The organism is Pseudomonas sp. AC252, assembly GCF_979258105.1.
The window spans coordinates 5,415,007-5,435,162 of record NZ_OZ409837.1 but is presented as its reverse complement, the minus strand read 5'-3'; the positions used below and the strand labels follow the sequence as shown (position 1 = coordinate 5,435,162).

General features: G+C 59.9%; 19 protein-coding genes. 11 read left to right on the top strand and 8 right to left on the bottom strand.

Features of this window, described 5'->3' with window-relative positions; translation table 11 throughout:
• The first annotated feature begins 22 nt into the window (after nucleotides 1-22).
• The 3 genes from ACZZZ4_RS24615 to ACZZZ4_RS24605 all read left to right on the top strand — a co-directional run bounded on the left by ACZZZ4_RS24615 (nucleotide 23) and on the right by ACZZZ4_RS24605 (nucleotide 2,351).
• On the top strand, nucleotides 23-970 hold the full coding sequence (locus tag ACZZZ4_RS24615; protein WP_463549031.1) for an ABC transporter substrate-binding protein: 948 nt from the start codon (nucleotides 23-25) through the stop codon (nucleotides 968-970).
• A 132-nt stretch (nucleotides 971-1,102) separates the two neighbouring features.
• Nucleotides 1,103-2,002, top strand: a complete 900-nt coding sequence (locus ACZZZ4_RS24610) for a polysaccharide deacetylase family protein (protein ID WP_310408344.1) — start codon at nucleotides 1,103-1,105, stop codon at nucleotides 2,000-2,002.
• A gap of 106 nt (nucleotides 2,003-2,108) precedes the next feature.
• Entirely contained in the window at nucleotides 2,109-2,351 is a 243-nt protein-coding gene (locus tag ACZZZ4_RS24605; RefSeq protein ID WP_039763110.1) for a DUF1652 domain-containing protein, read from the top strand.
• A gap of 3 nt (nucleotides 2,352-2,354) precedes the next feature.
• Here the strand turns inward: ACZZZ4_RS24605 and ACZZZ4_RS24600 are convergent, their stop codons facing one another.
• Entirely contained in the window at nucleotides 2,355-2,717 is a 363-nt protein-coding gene (locus tag ACZZZ4_RS24600; protein WP_039763474.1) for an NUDIX hydrolase, read from the bottom strand.
• A gap of 218 nt (nucleotides 2,718-2,935) precedes the next feature.
• On the opposite strand from ACZZZ4_RS24600, the gene ACZZZ4_RS24595 reads away from it, so the two are divergent.
• A complete protein-coding gene (locus tag ACZZZ4_RS24595; RefSeq protein ID WP_039763109.1) occupies nucleotides 2,936-3,133 on the top strand; it encodes a hypothetical protein in 198 nt (65 codons plus the stop codon).
• Nucleotides 3,134-3,195: 62 nt separating this feature from the next.
• Here the strand turns inward: ACZZZ4_RS24595 and ACZZZ4_RS24590 are convergent, their stop codons facing one another.
• On the bottom strand, nucleotides 3,196-3,435 hold the full coding sequence (locus ACZZZ4_RS24590; RefSeq protein WP_039763471.1) for a hypothetical protein: 240 nt from the start codon (nucleotides 3,433-3,435) through the stop codon (nucleotides 3,196-3,198).
• Nucleotides 3,436-3,619: 184 nt separating this feature from the next.
• Between ACZZZ4_RS24590 and ACZZZ4_RS24585 the strand changes: the two genes are divergently transcribed.
• Together ACZZZ4_RS24585 and ACZZZ4_RS24580 are read left to right on the top strand one after the other, a co-directional pair.
• The gene (locus ACZZZ4_RS24585; protein WP_129999970.1) at nucleotides 3,620-3,955 is read left to right on the top strand and encodes a hypothetical protein; all 336 of its coding nucleotides are present in this window, start codon (nucleotides 3,620-3,622) and stop codon (nucleotides 3,953-3,955) included.
• A gap of 188 nt (nucleotides 3,956-4,143) precedes the next feature.
• On the top strand, nucleotides 4,144-4,749 hold the full coding sequence (locus ACZZZ4_RS24580) for a DUF6338 family protein (RefSeq protein WP_463549030.1): 606 nt from the start codon (nucleotides 4,144-4,146) through the stop codon (nucleotides 4,747-4,749).
• Nucleotides 4,750-4,889: 140 nt separating this feature from the next.
• On the opposite strand, the gene ACZZZ4_RS24575 is transcribed toward ACZZZ4_RS24580, so the two are convergent.
• On the bottom strand, nucleotides 4,890-5,789 hold the full coding sequence (locus tag ACZZZ4_RS24575) for a LysR family transcriptional regulator (protein WP_039763107.1): 900 nt from the start codon (nucleotides 5,787-5,789) through the stop codon (nucleotides 4,890-4,892).
• A gap of 119 nt (nucleotides 5,790-5,908) precedes the next feature.
• Between ACZZZ4_RS24575 and ACZZZ4_RS24570 the strand changes: the two genes are divergently transcribed.
• Nucleotides 5,909-7,276, top strand: coding sequence for an MFS transporter (locus ACZZZ4_RS24570; protein ID WP_463549029.1), 1,368 nt, complete (start codon nucleotides 5,909-5,911; stop codon nucleotides 7,274-7,276).
• A gap of 30 nt (nucleotides 7,277-7,306) precedes the next feature.
• Entirely contained in the window at nucleotides 7,307-8,581 is a 1,275-nt protein-coding gene (locus ACZZZ4_RS24565) for a glucarate dehydratase family protein (RefSeq protein WP_463549028.1), read from the top strand.
• Nucleotides 8,582-8,683: 102 nt separating this feature from the next.
• Here ACZZZ4_RS24565 and ACZZZ4_RS24560 read toward each other — a convergent pair whose 3' ends face one another.
• Entirely contained in the window at nucleotides 8,684-9,568 is an 885-nt protein-coding gene (locus ACZZZ4_RS24560; protein ID WP_463549027.1) for a LysR substrate-binding domain-containing protein, read from the bottom strand.
• Between the two features lie 157 nt (nucleotides 9,569-9,725).
• Here ACZZZ4_RS24560 and ydiJ point away from each other — a divergent pair, with 157 nt between their 5' ends.
• A complete protein-coding gene (gene ydiJ / locus ACZZZ4_RS24555; RefSeq protein WP_463549315.1) occupies nucleotides 9,726-12,752 on the top strand; it encodes a D-2-hydroxyglutarate dehydrogenase YdiJ in 3,027 nt (1,008 codons plus the stop codon).
• Here ydiJ and ACZZZ4_RS24550 read toward each other — a convergent pair.
• Nucleotides 12,685-13,371: a paraquat-inducible protein A gene (locus ACZZZ4_RS24550; protein ID WP_415762209.1), complete on the bottom strand. Its 687-nt coding sequence runs from the start codon at nucleotides 13,369-13,371 to the stop codon at nucleotides 12,685-12,687. The two genes, ydiJ and ACZZZ4_RS24550, sit on opposite strands and share 68 nt — an antisense overlap.
• The gene (locus ACZZZ4_RS24545; protein WP_039763102.1) at nucleotides 13,368-13,964 is read right to left on the bottom strand and encodes a paraquat-inducible protein A; all 597 of its coding nucleotides are present in this window, start codon (nucleotides 13,962-13,964) and stop codon (nucleotides 13,368-13,370) included. The genes ACZZZ4_RS24550 and ACZZZ4_RS24545 overlap by 4 nt, the downstream gene beginning before the upstream one ends.
• Nucleotides 13,965-14,135: 171 nt before the next feature.
• Here ACZZZ4_RS24545 and ACZZZ4_RS24540 point away from each other — a divergent pair, with 171 nt between their 5' ends.
• A complete protein-coding gene (locus ACZZZ4_RS24540) occupies nucleotides 14,136-15,305 on the top strand; it encodes a DUF1624 domain-containing protein (protein ID WP_463549026.1) in 1,170 nt (389 codons plus the stop codon).
• 1,747 nt (nucleotides 15,306-17,052) lie between these two features.
• Here ACZZZ4_RS24540 and ACZZZ4_RS24535 read toward each other — a convergent pair.
• Nucleotides 17,053-18,444, bottom strand: coding sequence for an aldehyde dehydrogenase family protein (locus ACZZZ4_RS24535; protein WP_310408314.1), 1,392 nt, complete (start codon nucleotides 18,442-18,444; stop codon nucleotides 17,053-17,055).
• A 103-nt stretch (nucleotides 18,445-18,547) separates the two neighbouring features.
• Between ACZZZ4_RS24535 and ptrR the strand changes: the two genes are divergently transcribed.
• The gene (ptrR, locus tag ACZZZ4_RS24530) at nucleotides 18,548-19,426 is read left to right on the top strand and encodes a putrescine utilization regulator PtrR (RefSeq protein ID WP_463549314.1); all 879 of its coding nucleotides are present in this window, start codon (nucleotides 18,548-18,550) and stop codon (nucleotides 19,424-19,426) included.
• A gap of 12 nt (nucleotides 19,427-19,438) precedes the next feature.
• Here the strand turns inward: ptrR and ACZZZ4_RS24525 are convergent, their stop codons facing one another.
• Nucleotides 19,439-20,062, bottom strand: a complete 624-nt coding sequence (locus tag ACZZZ4_RS24525; protein ID WP_463549025.1) for a glutathione S-transferase family protein — start codon at nucleotides 20,060-20,062, stop codon at nucleotides 19,439-19,441.
• Nucleotides 20,063-20,156 lie beyond the last annotated feature (94 nt).

Genomic DNA, 20,156 nt, shown 5'->3' with positions numbered 1-20,156 from the left:
AATCCCCTTTGCAGGACTCGCCATGAAGCTGTCTCGTTTCCTACGCCGTGCACTGACACTAGCCTTGTTCACGGCCCCAGTCGCCCACGCAACAGAGCCTGTGGTTCTGCATGTTGGCGACCAAAATTACTACAACATTCGCGCTTCGATTGAAGCCTCCGGCGTGTTGAAGGACGCGCCTTACACCGTCGATTGGAAGCACTTCCAGGCTGCCGCGCCGCTCGCTGAAGCGTTGCAGACCGGCTCGCTGGATCTGGGGTTTCTCGGCGACTCGGGCTTCCTGTTTCTCGCTGCCAAACAGGCACCGGTGAAACTGATTGGCGTGTCGCGGCAGAGTCCGGACACCATTGCTCTGTTGGTGCCAAAGGATTCGCCGGTAAAGACCATTGTCGATCTCAAAGGTAAGAAGGTCGCGTATTGGCCCGGAGCCTGGAGTCAGCAACTGACCTTGCGCGCGCTGGAGCAGGGCGGCCTGCCGGAAAACTACGTCGACTTCGTCAAGCTGATGCCGATCGACGCGGCCGCCGCTCTCCCGCAAGGCAGTATCGATGCCTTTCCGGTGTGGGAACCGTATATCTCGCAACAGATCGTGTTCTCTGGCGCTCGACCGATTCTGACCGCAAAAAACCTGATGCCAGGGCTGAGTGCCATCGCTGCGTCGACGCCTTCCATCGACAGCAAGCGCGCGGCGATTGCCGATTTTCTCGGACGTCTCAAACAGGCGCGCGCCTGGGTTGATAACCACACCGACGAGTACGCCGATCTCTGGGCGAAAAAGGCCAACCTCGACCAGCAGGTCTCGCGCCATTGGTTACGCCAGGCGCACATGACCGTCGGGCCGGTGGATCAGCAGGCGGCAGCGGATTTGCAGAGCACGGCGGACTTTCTGTTCAAAGTCAAAGCACTGCCGGCACCGTTGGTCACGGCGGGGATCATCGACACCTCATTTCAACAAGCCTTGACGCGCTGAAAACCAGCACCGGAACCAAACCCTGTGTACCTTATCCAACCTGCGCTCGCCGATAGCAGCGCGGGGAGGGTAACGGGCGAGGGAGTTTTGCCATTCGACAACACGACGGCTGCGGCCGGACTCAGGGCAAACATGACATCCGGATGCAAACTTCTTTGTGCGGCGCTCATCGCGTTCGGTCTGGCCGGCTGCATTGCCGCGCCGATCGAAATGACCGCGCAAACCGAAACGCGACTGAAGACCCAGCCGCCCGTGCGTTTTCTGCTGACGTTCGATGATGGTCCCAGCGCTTCAGGGTGGTGGAACCCCACGGCCACGGTGCTCGACAGCCTCAAGAGCAATCCGGTGCAGGCAGACATCAAAGCCGTATTTTTCGTGCAGACCAGAGCATCCAGAGCGGGTGACAGCGAGATTGGTCGCAGCCTCATGCGCCGTGAGCACGTAGAGGGACATATCCTCGCCTTTCACACCGCGACTCACTGGCACACCAATCATCGCTTGCTTGAGCCGCAAGAACTGGAGCAATCGCTGACCGATGGCAGCGCTGACATCGCCGCTATTACCGGAGCGCCGCCCAAGCTGTTGCGCCCGCCGTTCTGGAACTACGACAAGCGCACATTTGCGGCCTATCAAAAACACGGCTTGCACGTCTTGCTCACGGACTTGAGTGCCAACGACGGCAAGATCTGGGGCTTCAACGCCAGCCCTCGGCGTCGGGCGAACATGTTGCGGCAGTTATCGCAAGTGCGTGAGCGCATTGCGCTCGGCCAATTGCCGACGGTGGATGGTGTGGTTCCGGTGGTAGTGACGTTCCATGATCTCAATCGCTACACGGCGCGCCACGCCCGAGAATATCTGCAGATTCTGCTCGATAGCGCGGCGGCAACCGGGGTTAGACTGGCAAACAAGCCGTTCTACGACGATCAGGCTGCTCTGGAAAAAGCTGCCCTGGCGCGTACGGTTCAGCAAAGCGCGGAACCGGTGAATCTGCCCGGAATGTGGAACTGGATCTGGGACCACGATGCGCATTGAGTGGCGTGGATAATTTGTGATCGGTTTGGCATTTGCGGATCAGGCAATAAACGCGTCCTGCATCTATGCTCGGTGGATCGATTTTCCGCCTGCGAGGCGTCCGCCCATGCTTGCCATTGCCGATATTTGTCGCATCGTCGAGTCAGGCTTCCCGAACTACAAATGTGATTGCGCGCCAACCGCGCAGGGTTTATTGCGCATCAAGGTGTACGAGCCGGGAAGCGGGCGTGTCGAACTTTTGCTTGATGGCGTATCTCCCGAACAATTGGTCACGATTCGCGATATTTCAAATTTCATTGGTGAGTTGCGAACGGAAATCAGCGCGGGTCGCCGGGCGTTCGCCGGCTGATCGTTATAAACGCCTTTGAAAGGCCTGCACGATGCGCCGCGTCGCGTCATTGGTTTCAAGATTGTGCACGGCATCGAGCGGATACCAGATGCAATCGACAATTTCGTTCTGCGGGCGCACATCGTCAATGTTGACCACCGAAGCTTCATAAACGTGATGCCGCGTACTGCCCGCCTGAAAGTCCATCAGGTACAGGACGTCCTCAGCATTGAGCCCGGTTTCCTCCTGCAACTCGCGCACGGCTGCCGCCGCACGGGTTTCCCCGGGTTCGACCTTGCCGCCGGGTAATGACCAGTGATGGCGGGGTTTGCGCACCAGGAGGATATGGCGATCCTGCTCGCAAATGACGGTGGCGCGTACTTTCATGATTGCCCTGTTGATGCGTGTCATAAATCTGTAATCAAACTGCAATATTCGAGCCGCAAGCGGATTTAAAGGTTCCCTGTTGATTCGGAGCCATTTGCGTAGCAAAAAGTGCCAGTGAATTGACATGCGCCAGGGCGAATCCGGTTTACACCGCAGCGGGGAGCGGGTGTAAGGTAAGCCCGTACACCGAAAACACCGTTGGCAAACAGGAGGTGCTCATGAGCATTCCAATGCTGAACAAGCTGCACATGAACGGTTATGACGTGCTCAGCGTGAACAACGGGCCATGGCGAGTCTGCACGCAGGGCGACCGATTGGCGTCATTCACCAGCAGGGAGGAAGCGATGGCTTACGCGGCGGCGCTTCCCGGTTACAAAAAACGCTCCAGGCAAGTGCAAAGCCACATTGGCGGCTGACCCGTTATAACGAAAGAGCCCCGGTTTCGACCGGGGCTTCTTGTTTGAGGCCTTCAAGTGCTTCAGTGAACCTTGGTTCGGCTGATGGTCCGGGCTTTTACCTCCTTGGCATAAATCTGCAATCTTTCCTCGTCGCTTTGCAGGATCTCGCAAGACCGCAATACAGTCTGAGCGTCGGCCTCGTTACCGGATTTGCGCAATTGCTCAGCGATGCGCTTGAGGTCGACTGCCGACCATCTCAGGTCCGATGCCACGCTTTGCAAATCCCGTTGAAGTTCGTGTTCATATTCATTGAGCCGCATGATCACCTCCAGAACATTCTCGGTAGAAAAGAGTAGTCGCATTTCTCAAGGTGCGGCCGAGTCATCTGACGCCCGGCTGAACGGATGTAAAAAATTGTCCAAACGCCGGTAACGGCGGGATGCCACGATGGATGTGCCGACGGTTAAACGGTACATTCACGTTTTTTCCGAACAGGTAAACAGCATGCGCGTATGGATTGGCACTTTGACCCTGGCCTTGTTGACGGGTTGCTCGCTACCAGCATCGTTGGTGCCGGGCGAGCCAAACCTCAGCAAGACCAGTGACAAGCCTCCCAAGGAATATGCCGCGTGTTTGTTACCGTTGTGGCAGAAGGACGTGGCCAAGACTTCGCAGACGTCGATTTCCAACGGCTACCGGATTACCGCGCCGAGCATTATCACGGCGGATGAGATTCTCGATATCGTCAAATACAAGGACGGCAGCAAAGTGTCCCTCTATCAGGGGCCGCCTTGGGCGAAGTCCGGGGCCCTGCGCCAGTCGGTACGTGACTGCCTGTAACCGGGCGCCCGGATTTCAAAAAGGCAGACACCGAAATTCCGGTGTCTGCCTTTTTTCTTGCATGACGTCTACTGCTGCTCGCTCGCAATGGGCTGTGACAGTTGTCCGCAAGGCGCAGCAGGATCCTTGACTAGGCTTTGAATGTCGGCCCGTGACGGGTTCGGCATGACTGAAAGGAGCCTCGGATCATGGATGATCTGGTCAAGGAAATCATTCCGCTGTTGCAGTACCTCATCCCCGGGTTTTTATCGACCTGGATCTTTTATTCACTCACGGCGTTCAAGCGGCCGGATACATTTGGTCAGATTGTGCAGGCGCTGATATTCACGTTTGTGATTCAGGGCGCGGTGTTGGCGGTGGGCAGCCTCTGTTTGTGGATTGGCTCGAAGGGGTTTTCATTAGGAAAATGGGATGATCGGGCGCAAACGCTCTGGGCATTTGTGTTTTCGCTGATGCTGGGATTGTTTGCCTGTTACCTGGCGACGAATGACAAATTGCACGGCTGGTTACGTAAGCGAAACGTCACGAAACAATCTTCTTTCCCCAGTGAATGGTTCTGCGCTTTCGCCCAGTTCGACCGGTTCATAACCCTGCATTTACATGACGAAAGGCGCGTGTTTGGCTGGCCTGTGGAGTGGCCGTCCGAATCCAGTTGCGGGCAGTTCGTGATGCAGAATCCACGTTGGGTTAATGATGATGGCAAGTCGACGCCTTTTGGTGCCGAAATTTTGCTGATAGATTCCGCGCAAGTTAAGTGGGTTGAATTCAGCCCGGTATCGGAGGGTTCATCATGACGACTGCAAGAGCGCCGCGACCAATGCCAAAGCAATACGAACGCCTGTTCACAGGGCCTGACGGCAAGCCGCTGGAGGAGCCGTTGATCAAAGCCCCGAGCGCTCCGCCGCCACTCAAATACAGGTTGCCACAATAATTTTCAGCCCCAACCCTGCACCACCGCCCGGCGAATCGCCTCCAGCAACATCGCGAACGCCGGGTTGTCATTGTTTTCTCGCCAGATCAGATGCAGCTCGCTCTGCACCCCTTCGCCCAGATCGATCTCGCGAAATACCACATTCCTGAACACCACGCTGGTCGCGCAACGCGGTACCAGCGCCAGACCCATGCCGGCGTTGACCAACGCCAGGATCGTCAACGATGAGCCCAGCCACTGCACGTAATCCGGTGCCACCCGCGCTGAGCGCAGCGTGCCAGTCAACAGTTCGTTGAACGGGGGATAGGCTTCATGGGAGTACATCAGGAACGGCTGTTTATCCAGGTCAGTCACTGACACCTCAGCTGCATTTGCCAATCTATGCCCGCTTGGCACTGCCAGCACAAACGGCTCGCGCACCAGGCATTCAGTGGCGTAGCCGGGTTCCTGCAATGGCGCTCGGGCAATGCCAAGGTCGATACGGCGAGCGCGCAACGCTTCGTGCTGCTGATAGGTGTTCATCTCTGCCAGATCGATTTTCACCTGAGGCTGTTTGAGCCGCGCTTCGGCGATCACCTTTGGCAGAAACTCATACACCGCGCTGCCGACGAACGCGATGTTCACCGAGCCAATGTCGCCCTCTGCAAACCGGCGTGCGGTGACTGCCGCTTGCTGCGCGCGCTCCAGCAGATTCTGCGCTTCGACAAAAAATGCCCGGCCCGCCGCCGTCAGCGCAACGCTGCGGGTGCTGCGGGTGAACAACTCGACGCCGAGGTGATGCTCCAGCAGCTGAATCTGCCGGCTCAGCGGTGGCTGGGTCATGTTCAAGCGTTCGGCGGCGCGGCGGAAATTGAGTTCGGTGGCCACCGTGGTAAAGCAGCGCAGCTGGGTGAGTTCGAACATTGATCTAATCCGGGTATCAATCGAGTGCCAGTTTAGATTAGACGGGATCAATGCGCGGCGTCCATGATCGGCTCATCGCTTCAAGTCATCCCTAAAAAAACAAGAACGGGAGTCGCCCCTTGAAAACCCTCCAGAGTCCGCCGGACATCACGGTGCTCGCCCGCGCCGCCGCCAAGGTCAAACGCCACGTGCTGCCGCTGTTCGTGGTGATGTTCATCGTCAACTACATCGACCGGGTCAACATCGGTTTCGTGCGCAGCCATCTGGAGACCGATCTGGGTATCGGCGCAGCGGCTTATGGACTTGGCGCCGGGCTGTTTTTCATCGGTTACGCACTGTTCGAAGTGCCGTCGAACATGCTGTTGCAGCGCTACGGCGCGCGGGTCTGGCTGACCCGGATCATGTTCACCTGGGGCGCCGCGGCCATGGCCATGGCTTTCGTTCAGGGTGAAACCAGCTTCTACGTACTGCGCTTTATCCTGGGCGCGGCCGAGGCTGGGTTCTTCCCGGGGATCATTTATTACTTCACCCAGTGGCTGCCAGCGTCCGAGCGCGGCAAAACCATGGCGGTGTTTCTCAGCGGCTCGGCGATTGCCTCGGTGATTTCCGGCCCGGTGTCCGGTGCGCTGCTGCATATCAGCGGATTGGGCATGCACGGTTGGCAGTGGATGTTTCTCATCGAGGGCGCGGCTTCGGTGGTGTTGTGCGCATTCGTCTGGTTCTGGCTGCAATCGCACCCGCGCCAAGCCAAGTGGCTGAGCGAGGAAGAGCGCGAAGCGCTGGTCGCGGCGATTGCCGAAGAACAACGCGTTCGCGAAGCAGTACAAGTCGCCAAACCATCGATGTTCAAGCTGCTGGCTGACCGGCAGATCGCGCTGTTCTGCTTCATCTATTTCTCCATCGCGCTGACCATTTACGGCGCGACGTTCTGGCTGCCGAGCATGATCAAGAAGATGGGCAACCTCGGTGATTTCCAGGTCGGGCTGCTCAATTCGATTCCGTGGATCATTTCGATTGTCGCCATGTACGGCTTCGCGGCGATGGCCGGCAAATGGAAATTCCAACAGGCCTGGGTCGCGCTGACCTTGGTGATCGCCGCCATCGGTATGTTCATGTCGACCACCGGCGGGCCGGTGTTTGCCTTCATCGCCATCTGCTTTGCCGCCATCGGTTTCAAAGCGGCGTCGGCGCTGTTCTGGCCGATTCCGCAAAGCTATCTGGATGCGCGCATCGCTGCGGCGGTGATCGCGCTGATCAACTCCATCGGCAACCTTGGCGGCTTCGTCGCGCCGACCGCGTTCGGCATTCTTGAACAAACCACCGGCTCCATCGAGGGCGGCCTGTATGGCCTTGCGGCGACATCGCTGATCGCCGCCGTAGTGATCTTCTTCGCCCGCACGGCGCCCGGCGCCAAAGGCCAAACCCCGGCAAAGCCAAGTGACGAAGCCGCCGTTGTGGCGCCGGCTCGTCCGGCCGCGAGCCACTGAATCGATTGTTGATCTGTCAGGAGCGTCATCTTGAAAATCACCCGTGTCAGCGTCACCCCGATTGCCTTTCGCGATCCGCCACTGCTCAACGCCAGTGGCATCCACGAACCCTTTGCCTTGCGCTCGATCATCGAGATCGAGAGTGACAACGGCTACATCGGCCTCGGCGAAAGCTACGGCGATGCCCCGGCGCTGGCGATCCAGCAACAATTGCAGAGCCAGTTGGTCGGCCTTGATCCGTTCAACCTCAATCAGTTACGCGCGATCGTGCAGGCCACCGTGGCGGCAAATAAACCGGCGAGCATTGCTGGCGCTGAACTGGCCCCCGGTTCCCACGCCAGCAAAGCGGTGAGCAATGCCTACTCGGCGTTTGAAGTAGCGTTTCTCGATTTGCAAGCGCACTACCTGAACGTGCCGCTGGTGGACCTGCTCGGCGGCGCGATCCGCGATGAAGTGCCGTTCAGCGCTTACCTGTTTTTCAAATACGCCGAACATATCGAATCGCCCTACAAACCGGACAACTGGGGCGAGGCGCTGAACGAGCAGCAGATCGTCGCCCAGGCAGCGCGAATGATCGAAGCCTACGGTTTCAAGAGCATCAAGCTCAAGGCCGGTACCTTGCCGCCGGAGCATGAAGTGGCTTGCATCAAGGCGCTGAAGAAAGCTTTCCCGGGATTGCCGCTGCGCATCGATCCGAACGGCAACTGGTCGCTGGAGACGGCGATTCGCATGGCCGAACTGCTCGGCGATGATCTGCAGTATTACGAAGACCCGACCCCGGGCCTCGATGGCATGGCCGAACTGCACAAGCGCACCGGTCTGCCCTTGGCGACCAATATGGTGGTCACTGATTTCGACGAGTTCCGCCGCAGCGTTGCGCAGAACAGCGTGCAGATCGTCCTCGCCGACCACCATTACTGGGGTGGCCTGCGGGATACGCAGACGCTGGCGAAAATGTGCGACGTGTTCGGCCTCGGCGTGTCGATGCATTCCAATTCGCACTTGGGTATCAGCCTGATGGCCATGGCGCACGTCGCGGCAGCGGTGCCGAATCTGGATTACGCCTGTGACACCCACTACCCGTGGCAGGAGCCGGACGAGGAAGTGATCAAGGGCGGCAAGCTGCCGATTGTCGATGGCTGCGTGAAGATCACCCGCGCGCCGGGGCTCGGGCTGGAGCTGGATCATGAGCAACTGGCCAAGCTGCATGACCAGTACCTGACGTGCGGGATTCGCCAGCGCGATGACGTGCGGCAGATGCAGCGGTACAAGGCTGATTGGCGGGCGGTCAAGCCGAGGTTTTAAGGTCGTTGCGACTGGCCTCTTCGCGAGCAGGCTCGCTCCCACACTTGGCATATATTTCCCTGTGGGAGCGAGCCTGCTCGCGAATGGCCGCGACTCGATCCTTCAGAGGGTATCAATCAGCCAATCCCTGAACGCCTTCAACGAAGGCAGATTCTCATTGCGCGGCGGGTACACCAGGTAATAGCTGCGGCGGCTGGTAATCGGTTCGCCCAGTTGCAGCAATTCGCCCTTGAGCAATTCCTCTTCGACCAGAATCCGCGGCACCAGGCCCACGCCGATATTGGCGCGTACTGCCTGAATCAAGTGCGAGGTCATTTCGAAGCTCGGCCCGATCCGCATGCTGCGATGCGGCAGTTGATGATGGCTGAACCATTCCGCCCACGCCTGGGCATTGCTGCTGACGTTGAGCAGTAATTGCCCGGCCATGTGCCGCTCGGCCTCGTCGCGTTCAGTCGCCGACAGCTGCGCGCTGGCAATCGCCACCAATTCTTCGGTGTGCAGGGGCAGGGCAGTCAGGCCAGGCCATTCTCCACCGCCGACGCAGATAGCGGCGTCGATTTCGCTGGTGTCGAAGTCGATGGTTTCGATCCGCGAATGCAGGTGCACGGTCATGCCTGGATGCGCCGTGTAGAAATCCTTGAGCCGTGGCAGCAACCATTTCGAACCGAAGGTCGGCAGCGTCGCCAGGCGCAGGCTGTGAATGCCTGAACCAAACGCCATCGCCTGCAAGGTCGCGCTGCGGATCTGCCCGAGGGCTTCGCTGAGCTCGCGCTGATACATGCGCCCGACATCCGTCAGCACCACCTGCCGGCCTTCACGGTTAAACAGACGCATGCCGAGCATCTTCTCGAGAATCTGTACCTGGCGACTGACCGCGCTCTGCGTCAGTGACAGTTCATGGGCGGCGCGGGTGTAGCTCTCGTGGCGAGCGGCGGCCTCGAAAGCCAGCAGCAGCGACATGGACGGTGTGAGGGTGCGCGGATTCATTCGTAAAACTCATCGATAGCGGGTCGAAATTACGCTTGTTCCATGGCTGGCCAGCAATGAACATGGGCGCAATCAGATGGCGGAGCCTGACGCAATCATTCCTTGCGCACAACTGTTCACCGCCACACAGCCCGATTTGACCGAGATGACCCGACCGATGATTGCCCAGCTGTCGCCTACCAAAGCCCTGACCGGCGATTACCAACAATTCCTCGCCGCCCTGAAGGACAGCGGCTTTCGCGGTGAAATCAGCGCTGATTACGCCAGCCGCGTGGTGCTCGCGACCGACAACTCGATCTATCAGCGCTTGCCGCAAGCGGCGGTGTTTCCGCTGGACGCCGAAGACGTTGCACGTGTGGCGCGGCTGATTGCCGAACCAGCGTACGAGAAAGTGGTGATCACCCCGCGTGGCGGTGGCACCGGCACCAACGGCCAATCGCTGACGGACGGCATCGTCGTCGACCTGTCGCGGCACATGAATCGCATTCTGGAAATCAACGTTGAACAGCGCTGGGTGCGGGTGCAGGCCGGTGTGGTCAAGGACCAGCTCAACGCCGCCCTGAAATCCGCCGGGCTGTTTTTCGCCCCGGAACTGTCGACCTCGAACCGCGCCACGGTCGGCGGCATGATCAACACCGACGCCAGCGGCCAGGGCAGTTGCACCTACGGCAAGACCCGCGACCATGTGCTGGAGCTTGAGATGATCCTGCGCGGCGGCGAGTGTCTGCACGGCCTGCCGCTGGCCGCGGATGAGCTTGCAGCGCAGTGCGCCCGCGATGATCGCGTCGGCGAAGTCTATCGTTGTGCGCGGCAGATCATTGATGAACAGGGCGAGCTGATCAAAGCACGCTTTCCCGATCTCAACCGCTGCCTGACCGGTTATGACCTGGCGCATCTGCGCGAGGCCGATCAGCGCTTCAACCTCAACAGCGTGCTCTGTGGCGCTGAAGGCTCGCTGGGCTTCGTCGTCGAAGCGCGGCTCAACGTGCTGCCGATTCCCAAACACACGATGCTGGTGAATATCCGCTATGCCGGGTTCATGGATGCCTTGCGTGATGCGCGGGCGTTGATGGCGCTCAAGCCGTTGTCGATCGAAACCGTCGATTCCAAGGTTTTGCTGCTGGCGATGCAGGACATCGTCTGGCACGGCGTTGCCGAATATTTTCCGGAAAACGCTGAGCGGCCGACTCTGGGCATCAACCTGGTCGAGTTCTGCGGTGACGATCCCGAAGACCTGCAACGCCGCGTCGAAGCGTTCCTCGAACACCTGCAAAACGACCGCACCGTGGAGCGCCTGGGCCATACGCTGGCGGTTGGTCAGGCAGCGGTGAACAAGGTCTACGGTATGCGCAAACGGGCGGTGGGCCTGCTCGGCAACGTCGCCGGCGAAGCCCGCCCGCAGCCTTTCGTTGAAGACACCGCAGTGCCGCCGCAGCATTTGGCCGAATACATCGCCGAACTGCGCGACCTGCTCGACAGCCACGGTTTGCAGTACGGCATGTTCGGCCATGTCGACGCCGGCGTACTGCACGTGCGGCCGATCCTCGACATGAAAGACCCGCAGCAAGCGGCGCTGGTACGCCCGGTGTCCGATGGCGTCGCCGCGTTGACCCAGCGCTACGGCGGCCTGCTCTGGGGCGAGCATGGCAAGGGCCTGCGTTCGGAATACGCGCCGGCATTCTTCGGCGAGTTGTACCCGGCGCTGCAAGCCTTGAAAGCAGCGTTCGACCCTTTCAATCAGTTCAACCCGGGCAAAATCGCCACGCCAGCGAACAGCGGCGCAGCGCTGTTGAAAATCGATGAAGTGACCCTGCGCGGCGAGCTGGATCGGCAGATCGACGAGAAAGTCTGGCAAAGCTACGGCGCGGCCATGCACTGCAACGGTAACGGCGCCTGCTACAACTTCGACCCCGATGACGCCATGTGCCCGTCGTGGAAAGCCACCCGCGAACGCGCGCAATCGCCCAAGGGTCGCGCGTCATTGATTCGCGAATGGCTGCGGTTGCAGGGCGAGGCGGGCGTCGATGTGCTCTCGGACGTAATCCGAAAACCGGCGTTTTTCAGCACGCTGTGGCAGCGCTGGCGCAACAGCCGCGATCCGTCGGCGGATTTTTCCCATGAGGTGTACGACGCCATGGCCGGTTGTCTGGCCTGTAAATCCTGCGCGGGGCAGTGCCCGGTGAAGGTCAACGTGCCGGAATTCCGCTCGCGTTTTCTCGAGCTGTATCACAGTCGTTATCTGCGTCCGGCACGGGATTACCTGATTGCCTCGCTGGAATACACCATTCCGTACATGGCGCATATTCCGGCGCTGTACAACGGCTTGATGGGCGCGGGCTGGGTGCGTGGCGCACTGGCGCGGATCGGTGGCATGGTCGATGTGCCGTTGCTCAGCCGTTTCGATTTCCACGCGGCGATGCGCCGTTGGCAGGTGCAGCCAGCAACGGTTGCAACGCTGTCGGCACTGACCTCAGAGCAACGCGAACGCAGCGTGGTCATCGTGCAGGACGCCTTCACCCGCTACTTCGAAGCGCCGCTGCTGGCTGATCTGGTCGAGCTGATTTCGCGCCTGGGTTATCAGGTCTATCTCGCGCCGTTCAGCGCCAACGGCAAGCCGCTGCACGTGCAGGGCTTTCTCTCGGCGTTCAATCGCGCGGCGTTGCGTAACACTGAGCAGTTGCAGGCACTGGCGCAGACCGGCGTGCCGCTGCTGGGGCTGGATCCGGCGATGACTTTGGTCTATCGCCAGGAATACCTCAAAGTGCCGGGCTTGAATGAATGTCCTGAAGTGGCGCTGGTGCAGGAATGGTTACTCAAGGTCATGCCAGAACGGACGCCTGAGGCTCAACCCAAAGCGTTCCGTCTGCTCGCACATTGCACGGAGAAAACCAACGCGCCGGCCGCGACCCGCCAGTGGGAACAGGTCTTCGGACGTGCCGGTCTGAAGCTCACCACACAAGCCACCGGTTGCTGCGGCATGTCCGGTACTTATGGCCACGAAGCACGCAACCGCCAGACCTCGGCCGTCATTTACGAGCAGTCGTGGGCGCGTCAGGTGCAGGCGCCGGCGGAGCAGGGCGAGGCGTTGGCGACCGGCTACTCCTGCCGCAGCCAGGTCAAGCGCCAGTCGGATCAGGCGCTGCGCCATCCGTTGCAGGTGCTGCTGGAGGCGCTGCGTCGCTGACCGTGTCGCTGGTGGCTTTGTCCCAGATCAGGCGCGGGTCGAAACTCATCGCCGCGAGCATGGTGAACACCACGACCAGGCCGAAGAACAGGATGCCCGGTCGTGGCTCGATATCGCCCAGCGCCTGGAATTTCACCAGCGCCGCGACCAGCGCGACCACCAGCACGTCGAGCATCGACCAATAGCCGATCAGCTCGACGAAGCGGTACAACTTCGAACGCTCCTTGCGCGCCCAATCGCTGTTTCGCTGCACCGTGACCAGCAGCAAGGTCAGGGCGACGAACTTGACCCCCGGCACCGCGATACTGGCGATGAAAATGATCAGGGCGATGTCCCACGCTCCGGCCTCCCAGAACTCCAGCACGCCACTCATGATCGTGCTGTCGGCGCCGTTGCCGAGCATCACCGTATTCATCACTGGCAGCAGATTGGCCGGGATATAAAAGACCAGTGCAGCGAGCATGTACGCCCAGGTGCGCGTCAGTGAATTGGTCTTGCGCCGATGCAGCGGTGCATCGCAGCGTGGGCATTGGTGGGGCTCGTCGGTCATGTCGCAGGCCAGGCCACAGCTGTGGCACAGGCACAGGTTGAGCTCGCTGGCGGTCGGTGGACGCTTCATAAAATGTCCCAGAGTTCGCGGATGTCACGGCCGGCAATGCGGATCATCATCAGGCTCAGCACCGCCAGGGCGAACAGGCCGATCCCCGGCAGCACATCGAGCAGGCCGGCAAGTTTGAACACCGCGACCATCGCCCCCAGCAGACACACTTCGAGCATGCTCCACGGGCGCAGGGTTTCCAGCCAGCGCATGCACAGATTGAACCCCGGTGCCCGCCTCATGCCGAGGGCGAAACTCAACACCCAGACCAGCAACACTAGCTGAAACGCCGGGGCGATGATGATCGCAATAGCAGCGACCATCGCGATGAAGGTGATGGGTCCCTGGCTCAGCGCGAGCACCGAATCCCACAGGGTCGCGCTGTTTTTCATGCCTTTGAGGCTGATGCTCATCACCGGATAGAAATTGGCGAACAGCCACAGCATCGCCGCCGTAAACGTCAATGCCAGACGCTGTTCGATGGTCAGGCCGTTGAAACGCTGCAGCACGCCACCGCAGCGCACGCACAGGGTTTTCTGGTGTTTGGCGAGCACGACTTTCTCGTACACGCAATCACAGTGCTCGCAGATGATCAGGTGTTGGGTGTTGATCATGGACAACGCTCAGGGGCAAGACGTACCTGTTCACTATAGAAGGCTGGGGTGGATGGGCAACCTCGATGTCGGGATGTTTGGGTTTTGCTTTTTTGATGTTATAAGGTAACGCAAAATTCGAGGGCGTCATTGTGGCTGCCCGGTGTTATTCCTCTCGATTGCGAAAGATCCATGACCCCAGCGCTTTCCCCTTCTGCCCCACTGACGACTGGCCGGCTGCTCTCCATTGATGCGCTCAGAGGCTTGGTGATCCTGTTCATGCTACTTGATCACGTACGCGAAACCTTCCTGCTGCACCGCCAGGTCTCCGATCCGATGGACATCACCAGCACCGAGCCGGCGCTGTTTTTCAGCCGCACATTGGCGCATTTGTGTGCGCCGGTATTCGTCTTGCTGACCGGTTTGTCGGCATGGTTGTACGGCGAAAAATATGCCGGTAAAGCCGATGTCAGCGCGTTTCTGTTCAAGCGCGGTTTGTTCCTCGTGGCACTGGAGTTCACCTTGGTGAACTTCGCCTGGACGTTCCAGTTGCCGCCGAGCGTGATCTACCTGCAGGTGATCTGGGCGATCGGCCTGAGCATGATCGCGCTGGCGCTGCTGGTCTGGTTGCCGCGTGCGGTGTTGCTGGTGCTGAGCGTAGCGATCATCGCCGGGCACAACCTGCTGGACGCGGTGCATTTCCCGGTCGAGTCGGCGATGCATGTGCCTTGGGCGATTCTGCATGACCGCGGCTGGATCGAGATCAGCGAAACCCTGCGCCTGCGTACCTCGTATCCGTTATTGCCATGGATCGGTGTGATCGGTTTGGGGTACGCGCTGGGGCCGTGGTTCGCTCGGGGCATGGAAGCGGCGGTGCGCCAGCGTCGTTTGCTGATGGCCGGGGCCGGTGGATTGCTGGGATTTGTGGTGCTGCGTTTGATCAACGGCTACGGCGAAAAGCCGTGGGCGATCAGCGATTCGCTGGTGCAGACGCTGATGAGTTTTTTCAATATCACCAAATATCCGCCGTCACTGCTGTTCATCGGGTTGACGGTGAGCGTGGGGCTGTTGCTGCTGCTCGCCTTTGAGCGCGTGCAGGGTCGCCGCTGGATTGGCTGGCTGACGGTGTTCGGCTCGGCGCCGATGTTTTTCTATCTGCTGCATCTGTATGCGTTGAAGGTGCTGTACCTGATTGGTGTGGCGCTGTTCGGCCTGAATCAGGGCAGCTATTTCGGTTTTTCGACGGTGACGGCGGTGTGGCTGGCGGCGGTGGTTCTTGCCGTGGTGTTGTTCCCGGCAGTGCTCTGGTTTTCGGCACTCAAGGCGCGGCGCCGGGATATCAGTTGGTTGAAATATTTGTAAATCGAAGCAGAGTTTGTGGGAGCGAGCTTGCTCGCGAAGAGGGTGTGTCAGTCGATGCAGCGGTGACTGACAGAATGCTTTCGCGGGCAAGCCCGCTCCCACAGTGGTATGTGTTGCGCCGTGAATTAACTACCAGCGGCGGTTCTTTTGTGGGAGCGGGCTTGCTCGCGAAGAGGGTGTGTCAGGCAACACATTCGGTGACTGACAAAATGCTTTCGCGGGCGAGCCCGCTCCCACAGTGGGTGTGTTGCGACGTGAATTAACTACCAGCAGCGGTTCTTGTGTGGGAGCGGGCTTGCTCGCGAAGAGGGCGTGTCAGGCAATGCATTTGACGACTGACAGAATGCTTTCGCGGGCAAGCCCGCTCCCACAGTGGGTAGGTGTTGCGCCGTGAATTAACTACCAGCGGCGGTTCTTGTGTGGGAGCGGGCTTGCTCGCGAAGAGGGTGTGTCAGGCAATGCATTCGGTGACTGACAGGACGCTTTCGCGAGCAGGCCCGCTCCCACAGTGGGTATGTGTTGCGCCGCACTTTACCTACCAGCGGTGGTTCTTGTGTGGGAGCGGGCTTGCTCGCGAAGAGGGTGTGTCAGGCAATGCATTCGGTGACTGACAAAATGCTTTCGCGGGCAAGCCCGCTCCCACAGTGGGTATGTGTTGCGCCGCACTTTACCTACCAGCGGTGGTTCTTGTGTGGGAGCGGGCTTGCTCGCGAAGAGGGTGTGTCAGGCAATGCATTCGGTGACTGACAAAATGCTTCGCGGGCAAGCCCGCTCCCACAGTGGGTAGGTGTTGCGCCGCGCATTACCTACCCGCGGAGGTTCCTTTGTGGGAGCGAGCTTGCTCGCGAAGAGGGCGTGTCAGGCAATGCATTCGGTGACTGACAAAATGCTTTCGCGAGCAAGCCCGCTCCCACAGTGGGTAGGTGTTGCGCCGCGCATTACCTACCCGCGGAGGTTCCTTTGTGGGAGCGGGCTTGCTCGCGAAGAGGGCGTGTCAGGCAATGCATTCGGTGACTGACAGAATGCTTTCGCGGGCAAGCCCGCTCCCACAGTGGGTAATGTGTTGCGCCGCAAATTACCTACCCGCGGAGGTTCCTTTGTGGGAGCGAGCTTGCTCGCGAAGAGGGTGTGTCAGGCGATACATTTGGCGACTGACAAAATGCTTTCGCGGGCAAGCCCGCTCCCACAGTGGGTATGTGTTGCGCCGTGAATTAACTACCAGCGGCGGTTCTTTTGTGGGAGCGGGCTTGCTCGCGAAGAGGGTGTGTCAGGCAATGCATTCGCTGCCTGACAAAATGCTTCGCGGGCAAGCCCGCTTCCACAGTGGGTAGGTGTTGCGCCGCACTTTACCTACCCGCGGAGGTTCCTTTGTGGGAGCGGGCTTGCTCGCGAAGAGGGTGTGTCAGGCAACACATTCGGTGACTGACAAAATGCTTTCGCGGGCAAGCCCGCTCCAACAGTGGGTGTGTTGCGACGTGAATTAACTACCAGCGGCGGTTCTTGTGTGGGAGCGGGCTTGCTCGCGAAGAGGGTGTGTCAGGCAATGCATTCGGTGACTGACAGGACGCTTTCGCGAGCAGGCCCGCTCCCTCAGTATGTATGTGTTGCGCCGCGCATCACCTACCAGCGGTGGTCCCTTTGTGGGAGCGGGCTTGCTCGCGAAGAGGGTGTGTCAGGCACTACATTCGGTGACTGACAGGACGCTTTCGCGAGCAGGCTCGCTCCCACAATTGCTGCTGTGTCTGGGTTATTTGCGATCCAGCCACACGGTCTGCGCGTTGCAGAATTCCCGTACGCCAAAGTGCGACAGCTCACGGCCAAAGCCGCTCTTCTTTACACCGCCGAAGGTTACGCGCGGGTCGCTGGCGGAGTAGCCGTTGATGAACACGCCGCCGGTTTCCAGCTCGCTGGTCAGTTGCTCGGCCAGCGCGACGTTGGCGGTGTAGATCGTTGCAGTCAGGCCAAAATCGCTGTCGTTGGCCAGAGCCACGGCGTGCGCGCAATCGCGGGCGGTGATGATCGAGGCGACCGGGCCGAACAGCTCCTGCTTGAACGAAGTCATGCGGTCGGTGACATCGGCCAATACGGTTGGCTCGTAGTAGTTGCCCGATCCTTCGACCTTGCCGCCACCGAGCAACAGTGTCGCGCCTTCTTCAAGGGTGTCGCGCACTTGTTGATCAAGTTCATCACGCAGATCGAACCGCGCCATCGGCCCGATGTAAGTGTCAGCGTTGAGCGGATCGCCCATCTTCAACTGACGTGTCGCTTCAACGAACTTGCGAGTGAATTCCTCAACCACGCCTTGTTCGATGATCAAGCGTTTCGCGGCCGCGCAGACCTGGCCGGAGTTCTGATAACGACCGACCACTGCCGCATGCACCGCCTCATCCAGATCAGCATCGTTGAGCACAATGAACGGATCGGAGCCGCCTAGCTCCAGCACACATTTCTTCAGCGCCGCACCGGCCTGAGCACCGATGGCCATGCCGGCGCGGACGCTGCCGGTGAGGGTCACGGCGGCGATCCGCGAATCGGCGATAGCGGTGGAAACGCCTTCCGGTGTGACGTTGATCACTTCAAACACGCCATCTGGAAAACCGGCGCGAACAAACGCATCGCGCAGCAGGTAAGCGCTGCCCATCACGTTTGGCGCGTGCTTGAGCACGTAAGTGTTGCCAGCGATCAGCGTCGGCACCGCGCCGCGCAGCACTTGCCAGATCGGAAAGTTCCACGGCATCACCGCCAGAATCGGCCCCAGAGGACGGTACTCGATGCGCGCCTTGCCGCCTTCAACCTGGGTGGCTTCGGCGTCGAGCATGGCCGGGCCGTGTTCGGCGTACCACTCGCAGAGCTTGGCGCATTTCTCGATTTCGCCACGGGCCTGGGCGATCGGCTTGCCCATCTCCTGGGTGATCATGGTCGCCATGGCTTCGCCAGTTTCACGCAGCGCGCCGGCGAGGGCGGTAAGCAGGCGCGAACGATCCTGTAGTGGCTTGCGCTTCCACTTGCCAAAAGCGAAGGCAGCGCGAGTCAGTGCTGCATCAAGGGCAGCGGCGGATTCAAACGCGTAATGACCGATCTGCTCGCCGGTGGCGGGGTTGATCGAGATGGCGTGGGTCTGGCTGGAAATCTGGCTCATGACGTTGTCCTGTAGGTTCGTCGGATGGGCCTAGAGTAGGGTGGCGTTAGTTTTCTGGAAACTGAATAATAAAGATCGTTTCTTTCACGATTGGAGAATGACTGTGGATCTGGTGCAATTGGAAATCTTCAAGGCCGTGGCCGAGCACGGCAGCATCAGCGCCGCCGCCACGCACATTCATCGCGTGCCGTCGAACCTGACCACGCGGATCAAACAGTTGGAGCAGGATCTCGGCGTTGATCTGTTTATCCGCGAGAAGAGCCGTCTGCGCCTGTCACCGGCCGGGTGGAGTTTTCTCGAATACACGCGTCGCATTCTTGATCTGGTGCAAGAAGCCCGGGCCACAGTAGCGGGGGAGGAACCGCAGGGCGCGTTTCCATTGGGGTCACTGGAAAGTACAGCGGCGGTGCGCATTCCCGAATTGCTCGCGGCCTACAACCAATTGCACCCGAAAGTCGACCTCGACCTGTCCACCGGGCCGTCCGGCACAATGATCGACGGCGTGCTCTCCGGGCGCCTGGCCGCAGCATTTGTCGACGGCCCGGTGCTGCATCCGGCGCTGGAGGGCGTGCCGGCGTTCGAGGAGGAAATGGTCATCATCGCGCCGCTCAATCATTCACCGGTCGAACGTGCGACGGACGTTAACGGCGAAAATATCTACGCGTTCCGTTCCAACTGCTCCTACCGTCACCATTTTGAAAAATGGTTCAGCACTGACGCTGCCGTGCCGGGCAAGATCTTCGAGATGGAGTCCTACCACGGCATGCTCGCCTGCGTCAGCGCCGGTGCCGGCTTGGCTCTGATGCCGCGCAAAATGCTGCAGAGCATGCCCGGCAGCGCGACGGTCAGCGTCTGGCCGCTGGCGGCGGACTTCCGCTATCTGACCACTTGGCTGGTGTGGCGGCGGGGCACGGTGTCGCGCAGTCTGAGCATGTTCGTGCGCTTGCTTGAAGAGCGTGGCGTGGTGCGTGAGCAAGGCTGATCGAGCGCCTCTTTATGGCGTGCCATTGCGCCCGTACAAACGATAACCGTCGCGCTGATTCAAGCGGTCGTAATAGGCGCGCACCGCAGCAAAATCCGCATGGTCGAGCGGTGTTTCGAACCAGCGATTGACCGACAGCCCGATCGGAATGTCCGCCAGGGAAAACTGCTCGCCACTGACGTAAGCGCCGGTTTTGTGCAACTGACGGTCAAGGATTTCCATGTTGCGCGTCCAGTCCCGGCAGCCAGCGGCCAGGGCGTCGCGGTCCTGATAATCCGGCGACTTGCGCACCAGCGCCATCAGCGGATACGACCACGAGCGATTCAGCTCCGAGGCCTGCCAGTCGATCCACTGATCGACCCGTGCCCGGGCGATAGGCTCAGCGGGATACAAATGCGCGCCGCCGTAACGCGTAGCCAGATAACGAATGATCGTGTTTGATTCCCACAAGGTGAAATCACCGTCCTGGATCACCGGCACCATGGCGCAGGGATTGAGTGCGAGAAACTCCGCCGCGTTCGGCGACTTGAAGCCCGAACCCCAGTCTTCGCGCTCGAAGGGAATGTCCAGCTCGGCGCAGGTCCACAGCACCTTGCGCACATTGATCGATGAGGCTTTGCCGAGTATTCGCAGCATGGAATTTCCTTCTCCGGGTGTCGGACGCAGAAAAATACCATAGCGCAAAGTCCAGGGCCCGCAATGCGCGGGCCTTGGTTCAATGGTGTTCCAT